General features: G+C 43.7%; 11 protein-coding genes. 6 read left to right on the top strand and 5 right to left on the bottom strand.

The window, feature by feature from the left end:
* Window positions 1-166 precede the first annotated feature (166 nt).
* Window positions 167-637: a TetR/AcrR family transcriptional regulator gene (locus tag Q1A70_RS14705; protein ID WP_299693001.1), complete on the top strand. Its 471-nt coding sequence runs from the start codon at window positions 167-169 to the stop codon at window positions 635-637.
* Window positions 638-722: 85 nt separating this feature from the next.
* On the opposite strand, the gene glgB is transcribed toward Q1A70_RS14705, so the two are convergent.
* The 3 genes from glgB to Q1A70_RS14690 form a co-directional block, all read right to left on the bottom strand.
* Complete coding sequence (gene glgB, locus Q1A70_RS14700) at window positions 723-2,903, bottom strand: 1,4-alpha-glucan branching protein GlgB (RefSeq protein ID WP_299692998.1); 2,181 nt, start codon at window positions 2,901-2,903, stop codon at window positions 723-725.
* Between the two features lie 175 nt (window positions 2,904-3,078).
* On the bottom strand, window positions 3,079-5,259 hold the full coding sequence (gene malQ, locus Q1A70_RS14695; protein WP_299692995.1) for a 4-alpha-glucanotransferase: 2,181 nt from the start codon (window positions 5,257-5,259) through the stop codon (window positions 3,079-3,081).
* A gap of 176 nt (window positions 5,260-5,435) precedes the next feature.
* Complete coding sequence (locus Q1A70_RS14690; protein ID WP_299692992.1) at window positions 5,436-7,889, bottom strand: glycogen/starch/alpha-glucan phosphorylase; 2,454 nt, start codon at window positions 7,887-7,889, stop codon at window positions 5,436-5,438.
* 566 nt (window positions 7,890-8,455) lie between these two features.
* Between Q1A70_RS14690 and malT the strand changes: the two genes are divergently transcribed.
* The 5 genes from malT to Q1A70_RS14665 all read left to right on the top strand — a co-directional run bounded on the left by malT (window position 8,456) and on the right by Q1A70_RS14665 (window position 14,458).
* Window positions 8,456-11,164 carry an HTH-type transcriptional regulator MalT gene (gene malT / locus Q1A70_RS14685; protein WP_299692989.1) on the top strand — a complete coding sequence of 903 codons (2,709 nt, stop codon included), beginning with the start codon at window positions 8,456-8,458 and terminating at the stop codon, window positions 11,162-11,164.
* A 566-nt stretch (window positions 11,165-11,730) separates the two neighbouring features.
* The gene (locus Q1A70_RS14680; protein ID WP_299692986.1) at window positions 11,731-12,651 is read left to right on the top strand and encodes a DUF368 domain-containing protein; all 921 of its coding nucleotides are present in this window, start codon (window positions 11,731-11,733) and stop codon (window positions 12,649-12,651) included.
* Window positions 12,652-12,860: 209 nt separating this feature from the next.
* Window positions 12,861-13,322, top strand: a complete 462-nt coding sequence (locus tag Q1A70_RS14675) for a hypothetical protein (protein WP_299692983.1) — start codon at window positions 12,861-12,863, stop codon at window positions 13,320-13,322.
* On the top strand, window positions 13,319-13,912 hold the full coding sequence (locus Q1A70_RS14670) for an SCO family protein (RefSeq protein ID WP_299692980.1): 594 nt from the start codon (window positions 13,319-13,321) through the stop codon (window positions 13,910-13,912). The genes Q1A70_RS14675 and Q1A70_RS14670 overlap by 4 nt, the downstream gene beginning before the upstream one ends.
* Window positions 13,913-13,999: 87 nt before the next feature.
* A complete protein-coding gene (locus Q1A70_RS14665; protein WP_299692977.1) occupies window positions 14,000-14,458 on the top strand; it encodes a copper chaperone PCu(A)C in 459 nt (152 codons plus the stop codon).
* A 198-nt stretch (window positions 14,459-14,656) separates the two neighbouring features.
* On the opposite strand, the gene Q1A70_RS14660 is transcribed toward Q1A70_RS14665, so the two are convergent.
* Both Q1A70_RS14660 and Q1A70_RS14655 read right to left on the bottom strand, forming a co-directional pair.
* Window positions 14,657-16,387 carry a hypothetical protein gene (locus Q1A70_RS14660; protein ID WP_299692974.1) on the bottom strand — a complete coding sequence of 577 codons (1,731 nt, stop codon included), beginning with the start codon at window positions 16,385-16,387 and terminating at the stop codon, window positions 14,657-14,659.
* A gap of 36 nt (window positions 16,388-16,423) precedes the next feature.
* Window positions 16,424-18,532: a carboxylesterase family protein gene (locus Q1A70_RS14655; RefSeq protein ID WP_299692971.1), complete on the bottom strand. Its 2,109-nt coding sequence runs from the start codon at window positions 18,530-18,532 to the stop codon at window positions 16,424-16,426.
* Between the last annotated feature and the right edge of the window lie 744 nt (window positions 18,533-19,276).

Raw genomic sequence — 19,276 nt, 5'->3', positions numbered from 1 at the left:
TCGCTGGCATTCATGTTGATGTGGCTACCGATGTATTGTTGAACGCGAAATGTACAGCAAAGATCAACACGCCCTAATTACTTTTTTAATCCTTTAGTTTGAGTTCTATTCAAGAAGTTCTTAACATACTATTTTTGCAGAATCTTATACCCAATAGAGATTGGTAATGGCTCGAATCACTCAAGTACAGAAGCTAGAAAATCAAAAGCACTACGATCAAATTATACTCAACCTTTTTCTAGCAGAAGGACATGAAGCACTCACTTATGCAAGAGTGGCTCAAGAAATTAGCATTAGTTTGACCACACTTCAGGGTTATTATTCATCAACGCGGGCAATCAGAAAAGTGCTTCACAAACACATGTTGTCGATTGTGATTGAAAACTTAGACTTCTCTTCAGAAGAGGTATTTGTTCAATCTTGGCAGAATGCACTCGATAACCAGCACTTCCGGTATGTGATTAAACTGATGTTTTTTCACGCCTCTCAGGTTAAGAGCCCCGAACAGTTTTCCTTCAGCTCTGGCGGTCAATTTCGAGAGAAAATGTTTGCCAGTTTTGGCGATGATTCCGTACGAATTCTCGAAACACTAATAGGTCGCTCAATGTTCTATCTGACCAATGTCAAGCAACCTTAAAGCTTGTTAAATAGAAAAAGAAAAGGGAACCCGAAGGCTCCCTTTGCTAATAATTTCAGTTCAACGAGTCTGCCGGTAAATTGGACTAGTCTAATTTGTAGAAAACCGTTGATAGTGGTGGCAAACGCAGTTCAATCGAAGTATCCAAGCCTTCGCTTTCCACAGATTCAATCTTTGCAACCTGCTTAACTTTAAAGCCACTGCCCGCATAGTCATCTGAATCTGTATTCAGCAACAGCGAGTACGTCCCTTTCGCAGGAACCCCTAAGCGGAAGTGCTCATGAGGGACGGGGGTAAAGTTAGACACTATCAACACACGTTCACCTGACTCACTAATACGCTCATGAGCTAAAATGCTCGCTTCCGCAGAGTCTTGCAGACGCCATTCAAAGCCTCTCGGATCAAAATCAAGGTCGTGCATTGCGGCTTCAGAACGGTATAGATTGTTCAAATCTTTGGTCAAACGCTGAACACCTTGATGGCGTTCGTAGTCCAACAAGAACCATTGCAGTTGATCATCGTGGTTCCATTCACCCGTTTGACCAAATTCTGCGCCCATGAAGTTCAGCTTTTTACCCGGCTGTGCGTACATGTAGCCCATATAAGCACGTAAATTTGCCGTTTGCTGCCATTCATCACCCGGCATCTTGTTATGGATAGAACCCTTTCCGTAAACCACCTCATCATGAGACAGAGACAATACGTAATTCTCACTGTGTGCATAAACCAGCGGGAAAGTAATCGTATCGTGGTGATATTTACGGTTGATTGGATCTTCTTGAATGTAAGACAAGCTATCGTGCATCCAACCCATGTTCCACTTAAAGCCGAAGCCTAAACCGCCCATAAAGGTCGGTGCTGAAACACCAGGGAACGCCGTCGATTCTTCCGCAATGGTCATTGCATTCGGGAAGTGCTTGTACACTTCTTCGTTCATCCACTTAAGGGTTGCGATGGCATCGTAATTTTCGTTGCCACCATCCACGTTCGGAATCCATTGATCATGGCTACGTGAATAATCGAGGTAGAGCATCGAAGCTACTGCATCAACACGGATACCGTCAATATGGAATTGCTCGAACCAGTACAGCGCGTTCGACACTAAGAAACGACGCACATGCTCACGACCAAGATCGTAAATGTACGAGTTCCAATCCTGGTGCCAACCTCGACGCGGATCTGGATCATGAAACAGTGGCGTACCATCGAAATTGGCTAAGCCGTGATCATCACTCGGGAAGTGAGCAGGAACCCAATCCAGAACAACGCCAAGACCTGCTTGGTGACATTGATCGACGAAGTATTTGAAGTCATCTGGAGAGCCAAAACGACTGGTCGGTGCAAATAAACCTACTGGTTGATAACCCCAAGAGCCATAGAATGGGTGCTCTGAAACTGGCATTAGCTCAACGTGCGTGTAGCCAAGATCTGTTAAGTATGGGATCAACTCTGCCGCAAGCTCACGGTAGTTTAAGAATTCACCTTCAGCATTGCGTTTCCAAGAACCCGCGTGCAGCTCATAAAACGAAAGCGCTTCTTTACGCTTTTGCGTCACAGGGCGATTCTGCCACTTAGCATCTTGCCACTGGTAACGAGCGTGATCGTAAGTCACCGATGAAAATGATGGGTATTGCTCAGAGTAGAAACCCCATGGATCTGCCTTATGTGGTAAGCCTTCGCCATTTGGTCCTTTCAATTCGAACTTGTATTGAGCGCCTTCTTCCAATTCAGGAATGAATAAGCCCCACATACCGTAATCTAAGCGTTGCATTGGGTGGCGGCGACCATCCCAAGAGTTGAAGTTACCCACTAGGCTTGCTGCCGTTGCATGCGGTGCATAGACTAAGAAGCGAGTGCCTGAAATTGTCTGCCCATCGCGCTCTAGCGTAATAAACTGAGCGCCCATATGATGGTACATATCTTTCGGTGTATGAAGATCTTCATAACTCGCGTAAAGATCATGGTACTGGTAGGGATCGTCAATGATCTGCTCTACGCCAGCCCAATCAACCGCAAGCTTATAGTGAGTAAAACGTAAGTCTCGCTCTTGCTCAAGGATGAAACCACTTTCACCCTCTCGCACCAATTCAATACGAGGTTCCTTTCCAACGATCAGCTCGACTTTATCTGCCCCTGGAATCCATACACGCAATGCACCTTGGTCAGAAGGTAAGTACGGTCCTAAAAACGCAAATGGGTCAGTAAAACAAGCCTGTGATAGTTGGGTATATATTTGTTTTTGCTTTGAAATCGAACTTAGTTCCAAAACATTTCTCCCTAACCAAACATCCAAAAAATATAATACAAAAATGCCCGCTATTAGTGCGGGCAATATAACGATGTTTTATTCTACCAGATGAACATTCATTATTGAGTGACCGAAGTTGTAGTTTTGTACGCCATAGACAAAAAACTACGTATTTTCAAGCCACTCTCTGTCATCATTTATTGGCGTTTTCTCGAACGTCTGTCAGTTTAGAAGCGATTCTATTGACGCCTTCATGCGCAAAAATTTCGTCTAAGTTCATTGAAAGCTTACGACGCCAGTTCGGGTATTCATCCACCGTACCAGGAATGTTCACAGGTTGATCCATCTCCAACCAATCTTCAAGCTGAACACTGAGCAATGTTGAATCACCCGCCGCAACGTGCAACTGAAGAGCTTCAGCAAGGTACGAATCCATAGGCACTTGGCTAGCATCACGACCGACACCTTCAGGCAAGAAACCATGCCATGCCACAGAATCTAAGATACCTTGCTTACACTCTAGACGGTCATCGAATAGGGTGTTTAGCTGCGCTGGATCTGGGTATAAACCGATCTCTTGACCCATTTTTAAGTCATCACAATGCCAGAAGCCGCGCAGTGTTGGCATATCGTGAGTACACAGAGCCGCCATTGATTGAGAGGCATAATATTTCGGTGAGATGAAACCACCGTCTTCTTCCGATGTTTCGAAGAAGAACACTTTGTAAGAGTGCACGCCAGCATCTGCTAGGATGTCTACGATCTCATCTGGCACCGTACCTAAATCTTCACCGATAACGCTACATTGGTAACGGTGAGATTCAAGCGCAAGAATCGACAGCATGTCTTGTACTGGGTAGTAGATGTACGCGCCCTTCGTTGCGTTTTCACCTTTTGGAATCCACCATAAACGTAGCAGACCTAGCACGTGGTCAATACGCAATGCGCCACAGTGTTTCATGTTCGCACGCAGTAACTTGATGTAAGCGTCGTAGCTTGTTTCTTGAAGCACTTCTGGATTCAACGGAGGTAAACCCCAGTTCTGACCCAAAGGACCAAGGATATCTGGTGGAGCACCAATGCTTGCATCCATCACTAGGTTGCCTTCATCAGCCCAAGTCTCACTACCTGAATCGGCAACGCCTACCGCTAAGTCACGGTATAGGCCAACCGCCATGCCTTTCTCTTCAGCAAGAGACTGGGCGTCGTTGATCTGGCAATCGGCTAACCATTGTAGGTACATGTAAAGGTGAACATTATCTAAGTTCTCTTTAATGTATTTCTGGGTGGCTGGGCTGTCGAATGTACGGTACTTCTCTGGGAATACCGGCCATCCCCACATGCCAGAATCTTCAGCATGCAGCTCACCGTGCAGCGCATCAAACGCCGCTTGATGCATCAGGCTATCGCCGCCCTCTTCCACAAATGCTAGGAAGGCTTGTGCACGATCGCTGTTCTTGTCTAGGTGACGAGTCTTAAATTCTGCGAATAACAGAGGCAAGATGCTCATCTTCAGCTCAGACACTTCGGTGTAGTTCACCCAGTGTGCGTCACGAGCTTTCTGTAGACGCTGTTGGAACTCTGCGCTGCCTACGGTTTGTTGTGCTTCTGCACTTAATGCAAATTCAGGTACTGAGCTCACATCAATGTATAAGATGTTCAACCAACGACGTGACGACGGGCTATACGGGCTCGCACCTTCAGGGTTCGCAGGGAACAAGGAGTGAATCGGGTTTAGACCAACGAAGTCACCGCCGCGAGACGCGATGTCAGCAACCAACTGTTTTAGATCACCGAAGTCACCAATACCCCAGTTGTGCTGCGTTCTTAGTGTATAAAGCTGAACACTTGGTCCCCAAAGCTTTTTGCCTTGCTCAATTGGAGACTGCTTGAAACACGCTTTTGGCGTAATGATCAGTGTCATCTCGTAAGGCTTCTTACGGCGCTTACGGCTCACAATTAGCTTGTGATAACCCCATGCCAAATCACTTGGCAATGCAAACACTAAAGGGCCACCCTCGGCACGCTCATCACGAACGACTTGAGATTGAAGATAGCCTTCGAGTACCTCTCCTTGCTCGGTTTCTAAGCGCCAGCTGAACTCGCTTTCACGAGCACTAACACCTAAATTTAGCGCCACTTCTACTGGCTCACCGTCACGCAAGACAAGAACTGGGTCTAGTACATCTTTTTTGTGTTTTCTTTCTGCTGACTTTAATAGTGCATCATCGCTGCTTGTATCGTAGCCCAATGAAGCTAATAGAGACGTAATAGTTTCGTCTGATACCTGTGCTTCATCGCCCCACGCACTAACGTAACTGTCGGCAATGTTTGCCATTTCTGCGACTTGTTTTAATACGGTCTGTTCTTTCATCGCTCTCTCCGAAAACGTTCTGACGCTTTCAATTTTTGTAGGGTTGTTTATTTAATTTTTTACTAATCAATTAGCTTGTGACAATCAGTTTGTAAGCATTGCTATCGGATAAGCCGTCTGTTTGCTCACAAGCTAATTGAGCCAAGGCAGAGACTGCCTTGGCTGCTTGGGAACTATTAACGATTAACCGCTTCTAGTTTCCAGATGTTGTTCACGTAGTCGCGGATAGAGCGGTCTGATGTGAACTTACCAACCAATGCTGTGTTAAGAATCGCTTTCTTAGCCCAACCTGCTTGGTCTTTGTATTGCGTGCCCATGTCTTCGTGCGCTTTCACGTAAGATGCGAAGTCAGCAAGACATAGGTATGGGTCACCACCGTCTAGCAGGCTATCAAACGTTGCACGTAGAAGACCTGGTTGACCTGGAGTGAACTCATCGCCAGTTAGTAGGTCTAGAGATGCTTTCAGTAGTGGGTCTGCATTGTAGTAGTCGTATGGGTTGTAGCCCTGAGCTTTCAGTGCTTGAACGCCATCAACGTCTAGGCCGAAGATGTAGATGTTCTCATCGCCAACTTCTTCACGAATCTCAACGTTCGCGCCATCCATCGTACCGATAGTTAGAGCGCCGTTTAGAGCCATCTTCATGTTGCCCGTACCTGATGCTTCTTTACCAGCCAGCGAGATTTGCTGAGAAACGTCTGCTGCAGGGATGATGATTTCAGCCATGCTTACACGGTAGTCAGGGATGAATACCACTTTAAGCTTGTTGCCGATGCGAGGATCGTTGTTGATCTTCTCTGCAATCTTGTTAACTGCGAAGATGATCTCTTTCGCTAGGTGGTAACCCGGTGCTGCTTTCGCTGCGAAGAAACATACGCGAGGCTCACACTCGAAACCAGGTTCGTTAAGAATACGGTGGTACAGAGATAGAATGTGTAGCAAATCTAAGTGCTGACGCTTGTACTCGTGCAGACGCTTGATTTGAACGTCGAAGATAGCGTTAGTATCTAGCTCGATACCCATGTTCTCTTGAACCCAATCAGCAAGGCGCTGTTTGTTTTCTTTCTTAACAGCCATGAATTCTTTTTGGAATTTCGCGTCTGTGGCAAACTTAGCGATGCCTTCTAGCTGCTCAAGTTTTGCAGGCCACTCAGTACCGATCTTGCCAGTAATTAGCGTAGATAGACCTGGGTTACAGAACTTCAACCAACGACGTGGCGTGATGCCGTTCGTTACGTTAGTCAGTTTACCTGGGAAGATTTCGTTGAACTCAGGGAACAAGTCTTTCTTAACCAGTTGAGAGTGAAGCGCAGCTACACCGTTTACTTTGTAAGAACCAATCACACATAGGTTTGCCATGCGAACCATACGGTGGAAACCTTCTTGGATGATAGAAAGCTTCGCTTGCTTCTCACCGTCACCAGGCCACATCTTGCGAACTTCTTGCATGAAGCGGTGGTTGATTTCAAAAATGATTTCCATGTGACGTGGAAGAAGACGATTGATCAAAGATTCAGACCAAGTCTCTAGCGCTTCTGGAAGTAGTGTGTGGTTCGTGTAAGCGAACGTGTGAGCACTGATTTCCCATGCTTGATCCCAAGATAGGCCTTTCTCGTCGATCAGGATGCGCATTAGCTCAGGAATCGCGATCGTTGGGTGCGTATCGTTAAGCTGAATCGTTTCTTGCTTAGGCAGATCTTCTAGAGAGAAACCTGCTGCTTCGTGGCGACGTAGAATATCGCGAACCGATGCTGCTGAGTGGAAGTACTGCTGCATTAGACGCAGTGTCTTACCCTTCTCGTGGTTGTCGTTCGGGTAAAGAACCTTAGTGATGTTACCTGCATCGATTAGCGAGTGTTGCGCTTCGAAGTAGTCACCGTTGTTAAAGCTTGCTAGTGAGAATGGTGCGATTGCCTGACATTCCCAAAGACGCAGTGGGTATACCGTGTTTGACTCGTAACCAACAATTGGCAGATCCCAAGGCATTGCTTTTACTTCCATACCCGGAACCCAAGTACGAACTTCTTTACCGTCAACGAATTTAACATCGACATGACCGTAAAAACCAATGTGTTGTGCCAGTTCCGGACGAGCTACTTCCCAAGGGTAACCTTCAACGCCACGCCATGCATCCGGTGCTTCTTGTTGACGACCATCTTGGAAAGACTGTTTGAATAGGCCGTATTCATAGTGAAGACCGTAGCCGACCGTTGGGTATTCTTGAGCTGCACAAGAATCCATGAAACAAGCAGCAAGACGACCAAGACCACCATTACCAAGTGATGGATCGCGCTCTTCTTCGAGAAGGTCTGTCAGGTTTTGGCCCAGCTCTTCCATGGCATGAGTGATTTGCTCATACAGGCCCATGCTGATTAGGTTGTTACCGGTTAGGCGACCAATCAAAAACTCTAGTGATAAGTAGTTAACGCTCTTCGCGTTCTTAATTTTTTCATCATTTTCCGTTTCTAGCAGGTCTAATGTTGTCAATTCTGCTAGTGCGCGGCCCATTGCAAGGTACCATGCGCGGCTATCTGCGCTTTCAATGGTGGTTGCGTAGGTTGCAGATAGATGTTTCTTAACGCTTTCTTGGAACGACACTTTGTCGAAAGTTTTTTGCTGAGTTGGTTTCATTTCAGAAATCTCGCTTTTAATAGTTCTAATTCATCTGTGACATATCGTGCATCGTCACCATAAACTAAGCATCCTCCTGATCACGGGGCTAACTAGGAGTAGATAGGAGGGCGTAGGGGGCGTACCAACATAAGGTTAGTGATCTGACTCTCATGTTCTGGCTTCGAACAAAAACTTGGAGTGATGATGATCACAAGCTCCCGTTCGATAACTTAACGTCAATTGATGTGAGTTTTATTTAACCAAATCCAGAACATTGTAAAATCTGCGTTTCATATCACAAAAATATTTTCCAGATTTTATCTTTTGCACAAATTGCCGTGCAGACATGAACAACATCACATTAACATCCTAAGACATAACGTGACAATTATCACAAAAAAAGGGCGTAGAGTGCCAAAAACATGCAGCAGTGCAAGGTTTCTAAGGAGGAGGATAGTCGGTGCCGTTTGGCTTCACGTAATATCGGCAAAGACTTAAGTAATTAGGCGAATGTCAGCGGCATGCACTCAACGATAGATTGAGATAATCCAGACATCGCCATCAAATAGGTGAACAACTTCGATATGTGGATCCCTTCGAAACTGACCCGTCCCGGCCGCTTACACAACGCAATCCTGCGGCCTAGAGTTCTCGATCTGCTGCATAATGCAGATTGCTATAAGCTGGTACTGTTCCGCTCTCCAGCGGGATACGGAAAAACCACCATGGCTGCACAATGGCTGGTAGATAGACCCAATGTGGGTTGGTACAGCATCGACGATAGTGATAACGATGCTTTCCGCTTTATCAACTACCTACTGCAATCCCTAAATAAAGCGACTCAAAATGCCTGCCCTAATGCTCAAAAGCTGGCAGAAAAGCGACAATTTTCATCGCTGCACTCTTTATTGAGTGAGGTGTTCGCAGAGATGTCTGATTTCCATCACGAATGTTTTCTGGTGTTGGATGACTATCACTTGGTCAACAATGACGACATTCACGAAGCAATGCGCTTCTTCCTCAAGCACATGCCCGACAACCTGACACTGGTTGTGACCAGTCGTGGTACACCGCCACTGGGCACCGCTAACCTGCGCGTTCGTGATTTGATGATCGAGCTAGGCAATGACTCGCTAGCGTTTGATACTGAAGAGACAACCCGTTTCTTCAACCAACGGGTCGCCGATGGTATTGATGACACTACTGCCGACAGTATTTGTAGTTATGTCGAGGGGTGGCCTTCTGCATTACAGCTCATAGCACTTCAAGCCCAGCACCAAAAACGTACTCTAGTACAATCGGCAGAGTCGTTCTCTCATTTTAACCATGCTCATTTGTGGGATTACCTTGTGGAAGAGGTATTCGACCTGCTGGATGAAGAGACCCGACAGTTTTTAATGCAGTGTTCAGTCCTCGATCACTTTAATGATGAACTGGTTTATGCTCTCACTCAGCGCGAAGATGCGCTCGGTATGATCGAATCCCTCAACCGTTTCGGCTTATTCATCTATCCGCTTGAGGGCGAAAAGAACTGGTATCGCTTCCACAACTTGTTTGGTGAATTTTTGGAACACGAACGCCAAGCTCGTATTCCTCAACAAGAATCAGAGTTGCATCGAAGTGCTGCAAAAGCGTGGATCAAACAAGATACCCCGCATCAAGCACTTCGACATGCACAGCGTGCTGAAGACCCAAAACTGATCATCAAAATCCTGACCGAACACGGCTGGCCTATGTTCAACCAAGGCGAGCTGTCTTCATTAGAGATGGCAATCAAACAACTCACCACCGATCAGCTTTACAGTGAACCTAAACTGTCGATGTTACGTGCGTGGCTTGCGCAAAGCCAGCACCGTTTCGATCAAGTCGGTACTTTGCTCGAAGAAGCAGAGACTCAGTATCGAGAGCGAAATATTGACCTCGATACCCAACAGCAAGGTCAATACAATGCTCTACGCGCCCAAGTGGCAATCAACAGTAATGAACCGGCAAAAGCGTTAGAGTTAGCCGAGCTTTCACTGAGTCAATTAAACACCACGGTTTATCGTAGCCGCATTGTTGCGACCTCTGTGGTTGGTGAAGTCAATCACGTTATGGGCAACCTCAGCCGTGCCCTGCCGATGATGCAGCAAACAGAAAAACTGGCGCGTCAGCATCAGGTTTACCACCAGGCACTGTGGGCGATTCTCCAACAAAGTGAAATCTTAATTGCTCAGGGTTACGTGCAGGCGGCATTTGAATTGCAAGACAGTGCGTTTAAATTAATTGAAGAGCATCAGCTACAATACGTGCCTCTGCATGAGTTCTTGCTGCGTGTACGAGCCCAGATTTTCTGGTGTTGGAACCGATTAGATGAAGCCGAAGAGTGTTGTTACAAAGGCCTAGATATTCTTGGTCACCACTCTCCAAGCAAACACCTACACTGCTATTCAATGCTGGCCAGAATTGCATTAAGCCGAGGGGAGATTGATAAGGCCTCGAAGTTTATTGATCAAATTCAGCACTTATTGCGCCAATCGACTTACCACGTAGATTGGACAGCCAACGCTTCTCTTTCTCTGATCTTGTTCTGGCAAGTCAAAGGCAATAAAGATGCGATTAAAGACTGGGTGAATGTGGCGGTTCAGCCTGAATCGGCCAGCAACCACTTCTGCCAGCTTCAATGGAGAAATATCGTACGTGCTCACATCATCCTTGAACAATACGAAGAAGCCGAAGAAGCGTTAACCTTCTTGAAAAGCGAAGCACAGCGTTCACACCTGATCACTGATACCAACCGAAACTTAATTGTTGAAGCGGTATTACGTATTCAAGTGAAAGATGAAGACAATGCACGCGTATTGCTTGAAGAAGCCTTACAAATGACTAACCAAACAGGAATGGTCGGTAACTTCTTGGTCGATGGCGCGACTATCGGACATATCTTGGATAAGTTGAGCAACAAACCAGGCTTGGGCGATTTAGAGCGTCATCGCGCGCAACAAATCATCAAAGATATCTCCACTACCCAACGTAGCCGCTCAGTTCACTTTGATGAAGATTTTGTAGAGAACTTAGTCAATCACCCTAATATCCCTGAGTTGGTGCGCACCAGCCCACTCACCCAACGTGAATGGCAGGTACTTGGTCTCATCTATTCTGGGTTCAGTAACGAGCAGATCGCGCAAGAGCTCGATGTGGCGGGTACCACTATCAAGACCCACATTCGTAACCTCTATCAAAAGCTCAATATTGCGAACCGCAAAGAAGCGATAAGCACAGCGGAGAACTTGCTACAGTTAATGGGATATTAGAGCGAATTCGAGATTCGAGATTCGAGATTCGAGATTCGAGATTCGAGATTCGAGAAAAGCTTAAGCTAGTCGCCGATGGTGGCTAGCTTTTTTGCTTGGAGCATGGAGGAAATCGCAGAGAGCCAAACGGCCAAAAAAATAGCCTACCGCAATAATCGCGATTGGCTATATATATTTGTGAACAAATCATTGGTTCACTAACAACGTCAGTTGGCTAGGTGACCCTCGGCTTAAGAAGGGTCAATTTAATTAAAGCAGTTAACGTGCCAACTTTTATTCTACGTTTTATAAGCGTTGCAGCGCATAAAAGAGACAAGTTCAGTCCATACGTTGCAATCTGCATTTGCATATTGCAATTAAAATGCAATATAAATAAGAAATCAGTTTCACTGGTAATTAATAACAATCACCCAGGAACTCATTGCATTGGCTATATTAGAGAAAGATAACATTCCACGCAGTTCCTAACACATTTGAGAATAAGTGCGCTTCTTCGATTGCATATGCATACTTTTTTACACCAAAGTTTGTATACTGCACGACATCACTCTCAAATCTATGAAGCAATGAATTACTTAAGTACTTTCTTTAAAGGTATGGCAATGGGCGCTGCTGATGTTGTCCCGGGCGTCTCTGGCGGAACTATCGCTTTTATCACTGGCATCTACGATACGCTGCTGGAAAGCATTCGAAGAATTAACCCAAGCGTACTTGGCTTATGGAAACGCGAAGGCTTCAAAGCCGCCTTTAACCACATCAATGGTTTGTTCTTGATATCACTGTTTGCCGGTGTTTTCACCAGTATCGCCACATTGGCAAAACTCATCTCTTGGTTATTGGTCACCCACCCTGTACCGCTGTGGTCGTTCTTCTTTGGCCTGATCTTGGTATCGGTTTTCCATATTCTTAAGCAAGTCGAGAAGCGCGATATTATTCGATTCGTATTTTTACTGCTCGGCGTTGCTTTCGCTTATAGCATTACTGTACTTAACCCCTTACAAATGGAACCAACCAGCATCAACGTTCTCATCGCAGGCGCTATCGCGATCTGTGCGATGATTTTACCGGGTATATCAGGTAGTTTTATTCTGCTATTGATTGGTATGTATGCTCCGGTATTGGGCGCAGTGAAAGAGTTTCAAATTGATGTACTTGCCCTTTTCCTTGGTGGTTGTGTGATTGGCTTACTGACCTTCTCACACGTACTCTCTTGGCTATTGCGTTCATTCCGCGATTTTACATTAGTGTTTTTAACCGGTTTGATGATAGGTACGCTGCCTAAGATTTGGCCGTGGAAAGAGACCATCAGCTGGCGTACCAACTCGAAAGGTGAGCAGGAGCCTCTGATTCAAGAGAACCTATCTCCTTTCAATTTCGAAGCCGTGACCTCTCAGCCTTCTCAACTGGGTTTTGCAGTGATTATGATGGTTGCAGCTATCGCCTTGGTCCTTGGCTTAGAAAAGTTTGCAGAGCGTAATGCTGAATAACTATTCTCACTGAGACTGCGGGTATGTTATCGGACTAACGAAACAATCAACATATCAAACAATCAACGTCTCGTTTAGACTCCATGAAAGCGAAGCGAATAGTTTCGCTTTTTTATACCTACCATAGCCACAAAATTGCTTTTTGATACAAGCACCTATTAATCGATATGATAACATCACGACTCTATTAAACTAGATGAGAACACGACATGCACCGAGCAATAAAGGTTGCAGCGGTTGGTATCGCCCTAGTGGCTGGCTTTTATGGACCACAAGTGATCCAGCAATTTGAACCCACGATAGGGCATTTTAAATCCGCTATGGAGCAAAACTCTGCTGACGTTAACTTAGATAATTACTGCATGCTTTCCACAACGTCTTGTGAGCAGAAAACCGTGATGATGACGCTCGAACGAGAAACTGTTCAACCTCTGATCCCGACTAAAATTAAAGTGGTCTGGCAAGGTTCCAAGTCTGATACCTTGATGTTGTCGCTCTCTGGCTTAGAAATGGACATGGGTTCAGCACGTTTTCAGTTAAAAAATATAGGCAATAATACCTACGAAGGTGATGTGATTTTACCTGTGTGCACCATGGATAAAATGACTTGGCTTGGCGAACTCACCGATGGTGTTGAAACCGTAAACCCTGCAATAAGGATGGCAAGATGAGTAAAAATTGGTCGTTAGCATTAGTGGTAGCGTTTGTACTTGGCTTTAGTGTCAAAAGCTTTCTTGATGGACAACACGAAGCTCAACAACACGCGGCACAGCAAAAATTCTCCGCGACTACGCTTTTCGGTAAAGATAATCAGCCAACGGAAATCCTTGACCAAAACGATGACAGAATTCGCATCGTTTACTTCGGTTTCACTCGCTGCCCAGATGTCTGCCCGACTTCTTTAGCGATGTTAGCAGGTGCACTTAACCAAGTCTCCGATGAAGCAAAAGCCAAAATTCGGCCGGTGTTTGTTTCACTTGATCCTGAACGTGATGCAGCAGAAGCATCATACGAATACGCACAATACTTCCACCCGATGATGGAAGGGCTAAGTGGTCCATTGGATGTGACAACAACGCTTGCACACAATTACGGTGTAATATTCAGAAAAACAAAACTGGAAGGTTCAGAGTTGGAATACACCCTTGACCACAGTTCCTATTTTTATTTTTTAAAACCCGACGGCACACTGATTACCAAAGTTCCGCATACGTTAACGCCAGCGCCAATTGTTAAGGCCATTAACACATTGACGCAATAAAACATAAAAACAAAGCAATTAATGAATAAAGTTCGATCAAAAAAATCAGGTCCCCGCCCCAAAAACATACAAGATAAGGACAACTACATGAAGATAAAAGCACTCGCTCTAGCAAGCTTATTGCTCACTCCCTTTGCTCACGCTAATAGCGATATTATGGTTCATGACGCGTACGCTCGTGCAACACCGCCTTCAGCAGTGAACAGCGCAGTATTCACAACTCTAATGAACCACAGCAACAAAGATCGCAACATTGTTTCTGCTACAGCGCCTGTAGCAGGAAAGGTAGAGCTTCATGATGTTATCGTCGATGGCGATGTGATGAAAATGCGCCAAATTCAACAGATAACAATCCCAGCAAATGGGGAAGTGGTACTCAAACCAGGTAGCCTACACATCATGTTGTTAGACCTAAAAAATGGTCTAAAAGATGGTGAGCAGATCGAGGTAACATTGACTTACGCGAACGGTGAAACTCAGACCTTTGATGCACCAGTGAAGAAAGTGATGAGTGGCATGAAAAAGATGAACCACGCACACAACTAACCGAATAAATATTTGAAGTAAAAACTAGCCCATGTAATCATTTTCTATTGAATTGGATGAATAGGAGTAAACTTCTAATATGGGCGTTTATTTGGATATCGCTTTAAGGAATAATCACAACCGCACTAATGGATGGTCTTAGTAATCAAATAAAAGTTAAAGAATAAAACACCTCGTAACAATTTTTGCTATGACCATTTACCATCGGTAACCTAAACTAACCGTGTATGCTTCTCTTGTCTCACCTTTATTATAAAGTGCCGTAATGTTGTAGTGTTTACCGAGTTGTTTATTAAAACCAACTAGATAGGCCCATTGGTTTAAAGAAACATCAACATCGTAACTAAAATCACCTTGTAACGCATCAACATACCCTAGGTTACCCGATAACGTAGAATCTAAACCTTGATATTCTGCTCCGACAAGAATTTGAGCTCTATAATCAACAAGTTGATATCCAACCATTGGCTGAACAACTAACAAAGGTTCACCCCAACTCGATGAGCCCTCTAATCGTGTTTGAGAAACTGTCATATTAAGGGTAGCAAAATATTCTTTGTAACCAACTGCTAACGTTGTACCCAAGCCCACCAAATCGTAATCAAGGCTTAAAGGAAGGTTTAACCTACCAGAACTACACAAAGGAAGCCCTTCTTTTGTTAACGCATCACATAAGCCATCGCCTAATCCAGGGTCAATGCCGTTTAAGCTATCTTTAATTTCATTTAAACTTTCTGATGTATATTGTGCATCAATATTTGCTCTAACCTTAATTTTCCCAGCCAGTCCGTAAATATTCCAAAAAGGTAAAATGTATACATCCCCCCTAACTGTAAAGCTCTCAGCGTGAACTTTCGCAAAAGTCTCACTCGGTTCAAAATCCTTATCTAAATTCTGAAGCCCTAACGCTCCCAAACCTAAATTAAAAGATCTGAAGCCTAAATTCATATCTTGATTACGATAAGCCACAGAGACCCCATAAGGAAGAGGGATATCAATTCCTTGCCTACGGACTAAGTCGCCCATCAACGGAAAGAAGCTATCGACTTCGACTTTTTCCTCCCGAATACGAGGATCAGATACTTCTTCAAGCTTTTGAATATCGATAATCTTAGCGCCGTCTACGTCATCATAAAAAGCTACAGGTTTCATAGTAACAGTAAGGTCAACCTCTTCGTTTTCTTTAGTCATTCCTTTCGCCGCAATAATTTTACTGGTGACATAAAGAGAGCCATTGTCGAAATAGCTAAATAAAACTTCTTGTCTATAATCATCAATATTATAACTTCCGTAGGTAAATGGAGATGAATTTGTGATCACCATTTTTGTAGGCTGGCGGTCTAAAACATGTATAGCGACTCTCATGAACCGAAAGTAAGCGACGTCCTGAGGTAGTTGGTATTTTGAATAATTAAAACGAATAACTGAACGGCGATCATCCAAATTTTCAACTGTAACCGATGACCGATCATAACTTTCAGAGTAAAATCTAAGTCGGTATTCTGTTTTGGTTAAATATTCTATAGAATCAATCGCCCCACCGTCCTCAGACAGTGAAGGCTCACCATCGACTTGAGAGATTTGACTCATAAAGTACTTAAGTCTTAAATCAATATTACCTTTTAAATCAGTTGTTTGAACCAAATAAAAAGATGAGGACGAGGGCTCACCATCAATTAAAGTTTCTTTATGAATGTGTTCAACAATATGCTCTCCCTGAGATAAAGTACTAATACCATATTTAGGTAGGTGTTCAGGTATTCCATACTGTTCAAAAATTGACACCTCTTCTGCACTAGCAAAATTAAAGAACGCTAGAAAAAACACAAAAACACTTAAGTAACACTTAAAACTAGGTAAAACAAAAAACAACTTTAACCGTTTTTTTTTAATACCACTCCTACTCGAACTTTTTACTCTATAAAGCATAGTTCCTACCTCCACTGTAGCTAAATAACATCCAACTTAGTACATGCCATCGCAAATACCTTGTAAGGTATTATCATCAATACCAAAATTAACCGTAGCATCCCAATCTGTGATGTTTTTATTGATTTCTCCACTACCATCAGAGGTATTAGATATAACTAAGATATTGTCTGTATTTTCTTGATATCGATATTCAGGATCGAATAAATCATCACTAAACCAAAAACGGGACATTTTCCCCATAAGTAACAAATCACCTTGTTCTGGAGAAATAGTATCACCACTTTGGTTATATAATCGGTTAAATATAAATGGAATTTCAGCTTGATTACATGCTTTCCCACCAAAGCAAGCTAGGTTGCCTATCGTATCAAAAATTGATCCTTCAATGAGTTCATTATTAAAGCCCGCAACGTAATCAAAGTGATATAAAGTCGGCACAACATCATGGGTAACGGATTTTGCATAATCACGAATTGCACATTTATACAGTAGTTGGTTGTTCAGTTTATTAAATTTACCTAGATCTTCCTTAACTCCTTCAAGTGTTGTTGGAGTTGTCGAAGGTGAAAAATCATCCAGACGTAAAGGCGTGTCAGTCAAACGATCAATGAATAAAATTGATGAAATTAATGTGTATGCTGGGATATCAGGAATACTTGGTAAATCTCGAATATCATTGGTATCTCCAATAAGGAATAGCACGACGTCAATCAACTTAACCCCAGATAGTAGTTCAACGTTAATTAAAAATAGTAATTTCAATTCTGCTATATAGCTATCTGTTTCATTATTATTGAAACCAATAATGGAAGGTACTTTTAACGGTGTTTCATGCGCAAAAGAGGTCACGTGGTAACCTGGGTAATCTTCATATCCTGTGCAAACTCCCAAAAAGGTTTTTACACACTCACGATGTGATTCAATATATGGCGCGAAAGGTAGTAGTTTAGCTCTCGGTTCTATCGAAGCGATATCTGATGCGTATTTCAAACCCAGTTTTGCAACAATGGACTCAGTGCTATCACCCTCGTCAATCCACCCCAAAATATCACTTACCATATTTTCAATTGTTTGGTCGGGTAATCCAAACAAACGTCCCGTAATTTCTGCCTTTACTTGTTTTTGAAGTTCTAAAACTTGTTCAACTGTCAATTGATTGATAGTTAGATCTGGATAAAGTGTTGCCATCTCCTTTTCCAACGTATCAAACTGGTTTTGGGCGGCCGCGTATGACTCAAATGAGAGACCAATAGGTAAACTTTGCATAATCGCTCTGCTAAAGAAACGACCTGCAACATCATCTTCAGGTTGGCGGTCTTCGGTCGTTGATTGTTGAAGAGCGTTAATTGATGTCGCCCCAGAGCCTTGCCCAAACACCGTCACGTTAGCGCTATCACCGCCAAAATCATCTATGTATTGATTCACCCATTCAAGTGCACGCTTTTGATCCCCCAGAGAAAAGTTTCCCCCTTTAGTATTCCCCTTATCTTCAATCCAACGTTTTCCTAATAAACCAAGACGATAATTGAAAGTGACGGCGATAAATTCGCTATCACCCATCGTACTTTGCGCAACGGCAACATCAGGAATAATATTAGGCAAATGACCGGATCCCGTTTCAAACGAACCACTATGAACATAAACGTACACCGGGAGTTTATCACTGCCGACCGTATTATTTGGCCGCCATATATTAAGGAAAAGGCAAGTTTCTGAGTAATTTTCTGATGAACCAAACTGGGGACATACGTCACCAAAATCTGTAAACGCATTATTTTCCGTTACAGCTTCTGCTAGAGGCAGCATGACACTGTGCTTAAAACGCTCTGGGGCACCGAAGAAAAAATCATCTTTACGACTATCGCCCGAGTAAGCGTAGGGTATCCCTTTGAACGTTTCTATTGTGACTAGCTTCGTATTTTGCTCTGTCTCAGAAAATGATGAGATAGTCGTTGAGGTTGAAGGGGCAACAGTGCTTACTGGTTCTTTGAGACCTTTTAAACTAATCCCTCCAATTTGAGTTTCGAAAACAGTAGGAGTCGGCGATGATTCTTCAGGATCTGGTGTAAAGCTAAACTCAGTCTCACCATCACGACATCCGATAAGGAGACCCCCAAGTAAAACAACGAAAGTTCTTTTCATTTCCCCTCCTTCATCACACATAAAAACCACGAAGAATTAACACCACAAACGATTTTAATACCATTTAAGAATAGATTTTAAACTGCCCGATATTTGTAAAATACTCACGATTGCAATTCAGTCTTATCATGACGAAGAAAATAGCGATTGAGCATGCTTACACCAACTAAAGTAGGCTTATTGAGTATTCATAACCTCTTAGTCACGTTTGGACACTAGCTTTATATCATTCATTCTCAATATCACATTAAAAGTAACAGAGACCCATCCAACACACCAATAAGTAAGATAAAAAAACAGATATAGCGCATACTTCACAACAAAAAACCAACAGCAAATAATCACTGCAATTACCGAAATTACCGCATATCGCAAACAATCACCCTAAAAGCAAATAATCCCTAGGCACCCTCTAAGATCCCGCTAATATGACAGCCCACTCCACTAGTGTATAGTTGGATTTGGTATCTTTGATCTTGTTTCAACCACATTCGTAACAACGGGCTTCGATGCTCTAGCAAGCTACGGTCAACTGACGTAGTGTTCACTCCTGCAGTATGTAAAGCTGAGCAAAACAAAGCATCATAAACTTTTGGTCTTAGCTCTTAGCTCTTAGCTCTTAGCTCTTAGCTCTTTAAGCAAACCACGCACAAATAAAAAGGGAAGCTGCCGTTCACTTAAGGTGAGCGGCATTGTTTTTTCTAGGATATCGGCTTGGCTTTTTCTTCACGACTCTAGGGAAAG

Origin of the sequence: uncultured Vibrio sp. (genome assembly GCF_947488985.1) — a bacterium.
Classification (GTDB): Bacteria; Pseudomonadota; Gammaproteobacteria; order Enterobacterales; family Vibrionaceae; genus Vibrio.
The sequence above is the reverse complement of the archived record's forward strand: the minus strand, read 5'-3'. Positions and strand labels throughout refer to the sequence as shown.

What these genes read in the sequence shown, in the direction of transcription:
- Q1A70_RS14705 (WP_299693001.1), top strand. Translation starts at nt 167, where the DNA reads ATGGCTCGAATCACTCAAGTACAGAAGCTAGAAAATCAAAAGCACTAC.
- malQ (WP_299692995.1), bottom strand. Translation starts at nt 5,259, where the DNA reads ATGAAAGAACAGACCGTATTAAAACAAGTCGCAGAAATGGCAAACATT.
- Q1A70_RS14690 (WP_299692992.1), bottom strand. Translation starts at nt 7,889, where the DNA reads ATGAAACCAACTCAGCAAAAAACTTTCGACAAAGTGTCGTTCCAAGAA.
- malT (WP_299692989.1), top strand. Translation starts at nt 8,456, where the DNA reads ATGTGGATCCCTTCGAAACTGACCCGTCCCGGCCGCTTACACAACGCA.
- Q1A70_RS14680 (WP_299692986.1), top strand. Translation starts at nt 11,731, where the DNA reads ATGAATTACTTAAGTACTTTCTTTAAAGGTATGGCAATGGGCGCTGCT.
- Q1A70_RS14675 (WP_299692983.1), top strand. Translation starts at nt 12,861, where the DNA reads ATGCACCGAGCAATAAAGGTTGCAGCGGTTGGTATCGCCCTAGTGGCT.
- Q1A70_RS14670 (WP_299692980.1), top strand. Translation starts at nt 13,319, where the DNA reads ATGAGTAAAAATTGGTCGTTAGCATTAGTGGTAGCGTTTGTACTTGGC.
- Q1A70_RS14665 (WP_299692977.1), top strand. Translation starts at nt 14,000, where the DNA reads ATGAAGATAAAAGCACTCGCTCTAGCAAGCTTATTGCTCACTCCCTTT.
- Q1A70_RS14660 (WP_299692974.1), bottom strand. Translation starts at nt 16,387, where the DNA reads ATGCTTTATAGAGTAAAAAGTTCGAGTAGGAGTGGTATTAAAAAAAAA.
- Q1A70_RS14655 (WP_299692971.1), bottom strand. Translation starts at nt 18,532, where the DNA reads ATGAAAAGAACTTTCGTTGTTTTACTTGGGGGTCTCCTTATCGGATGT.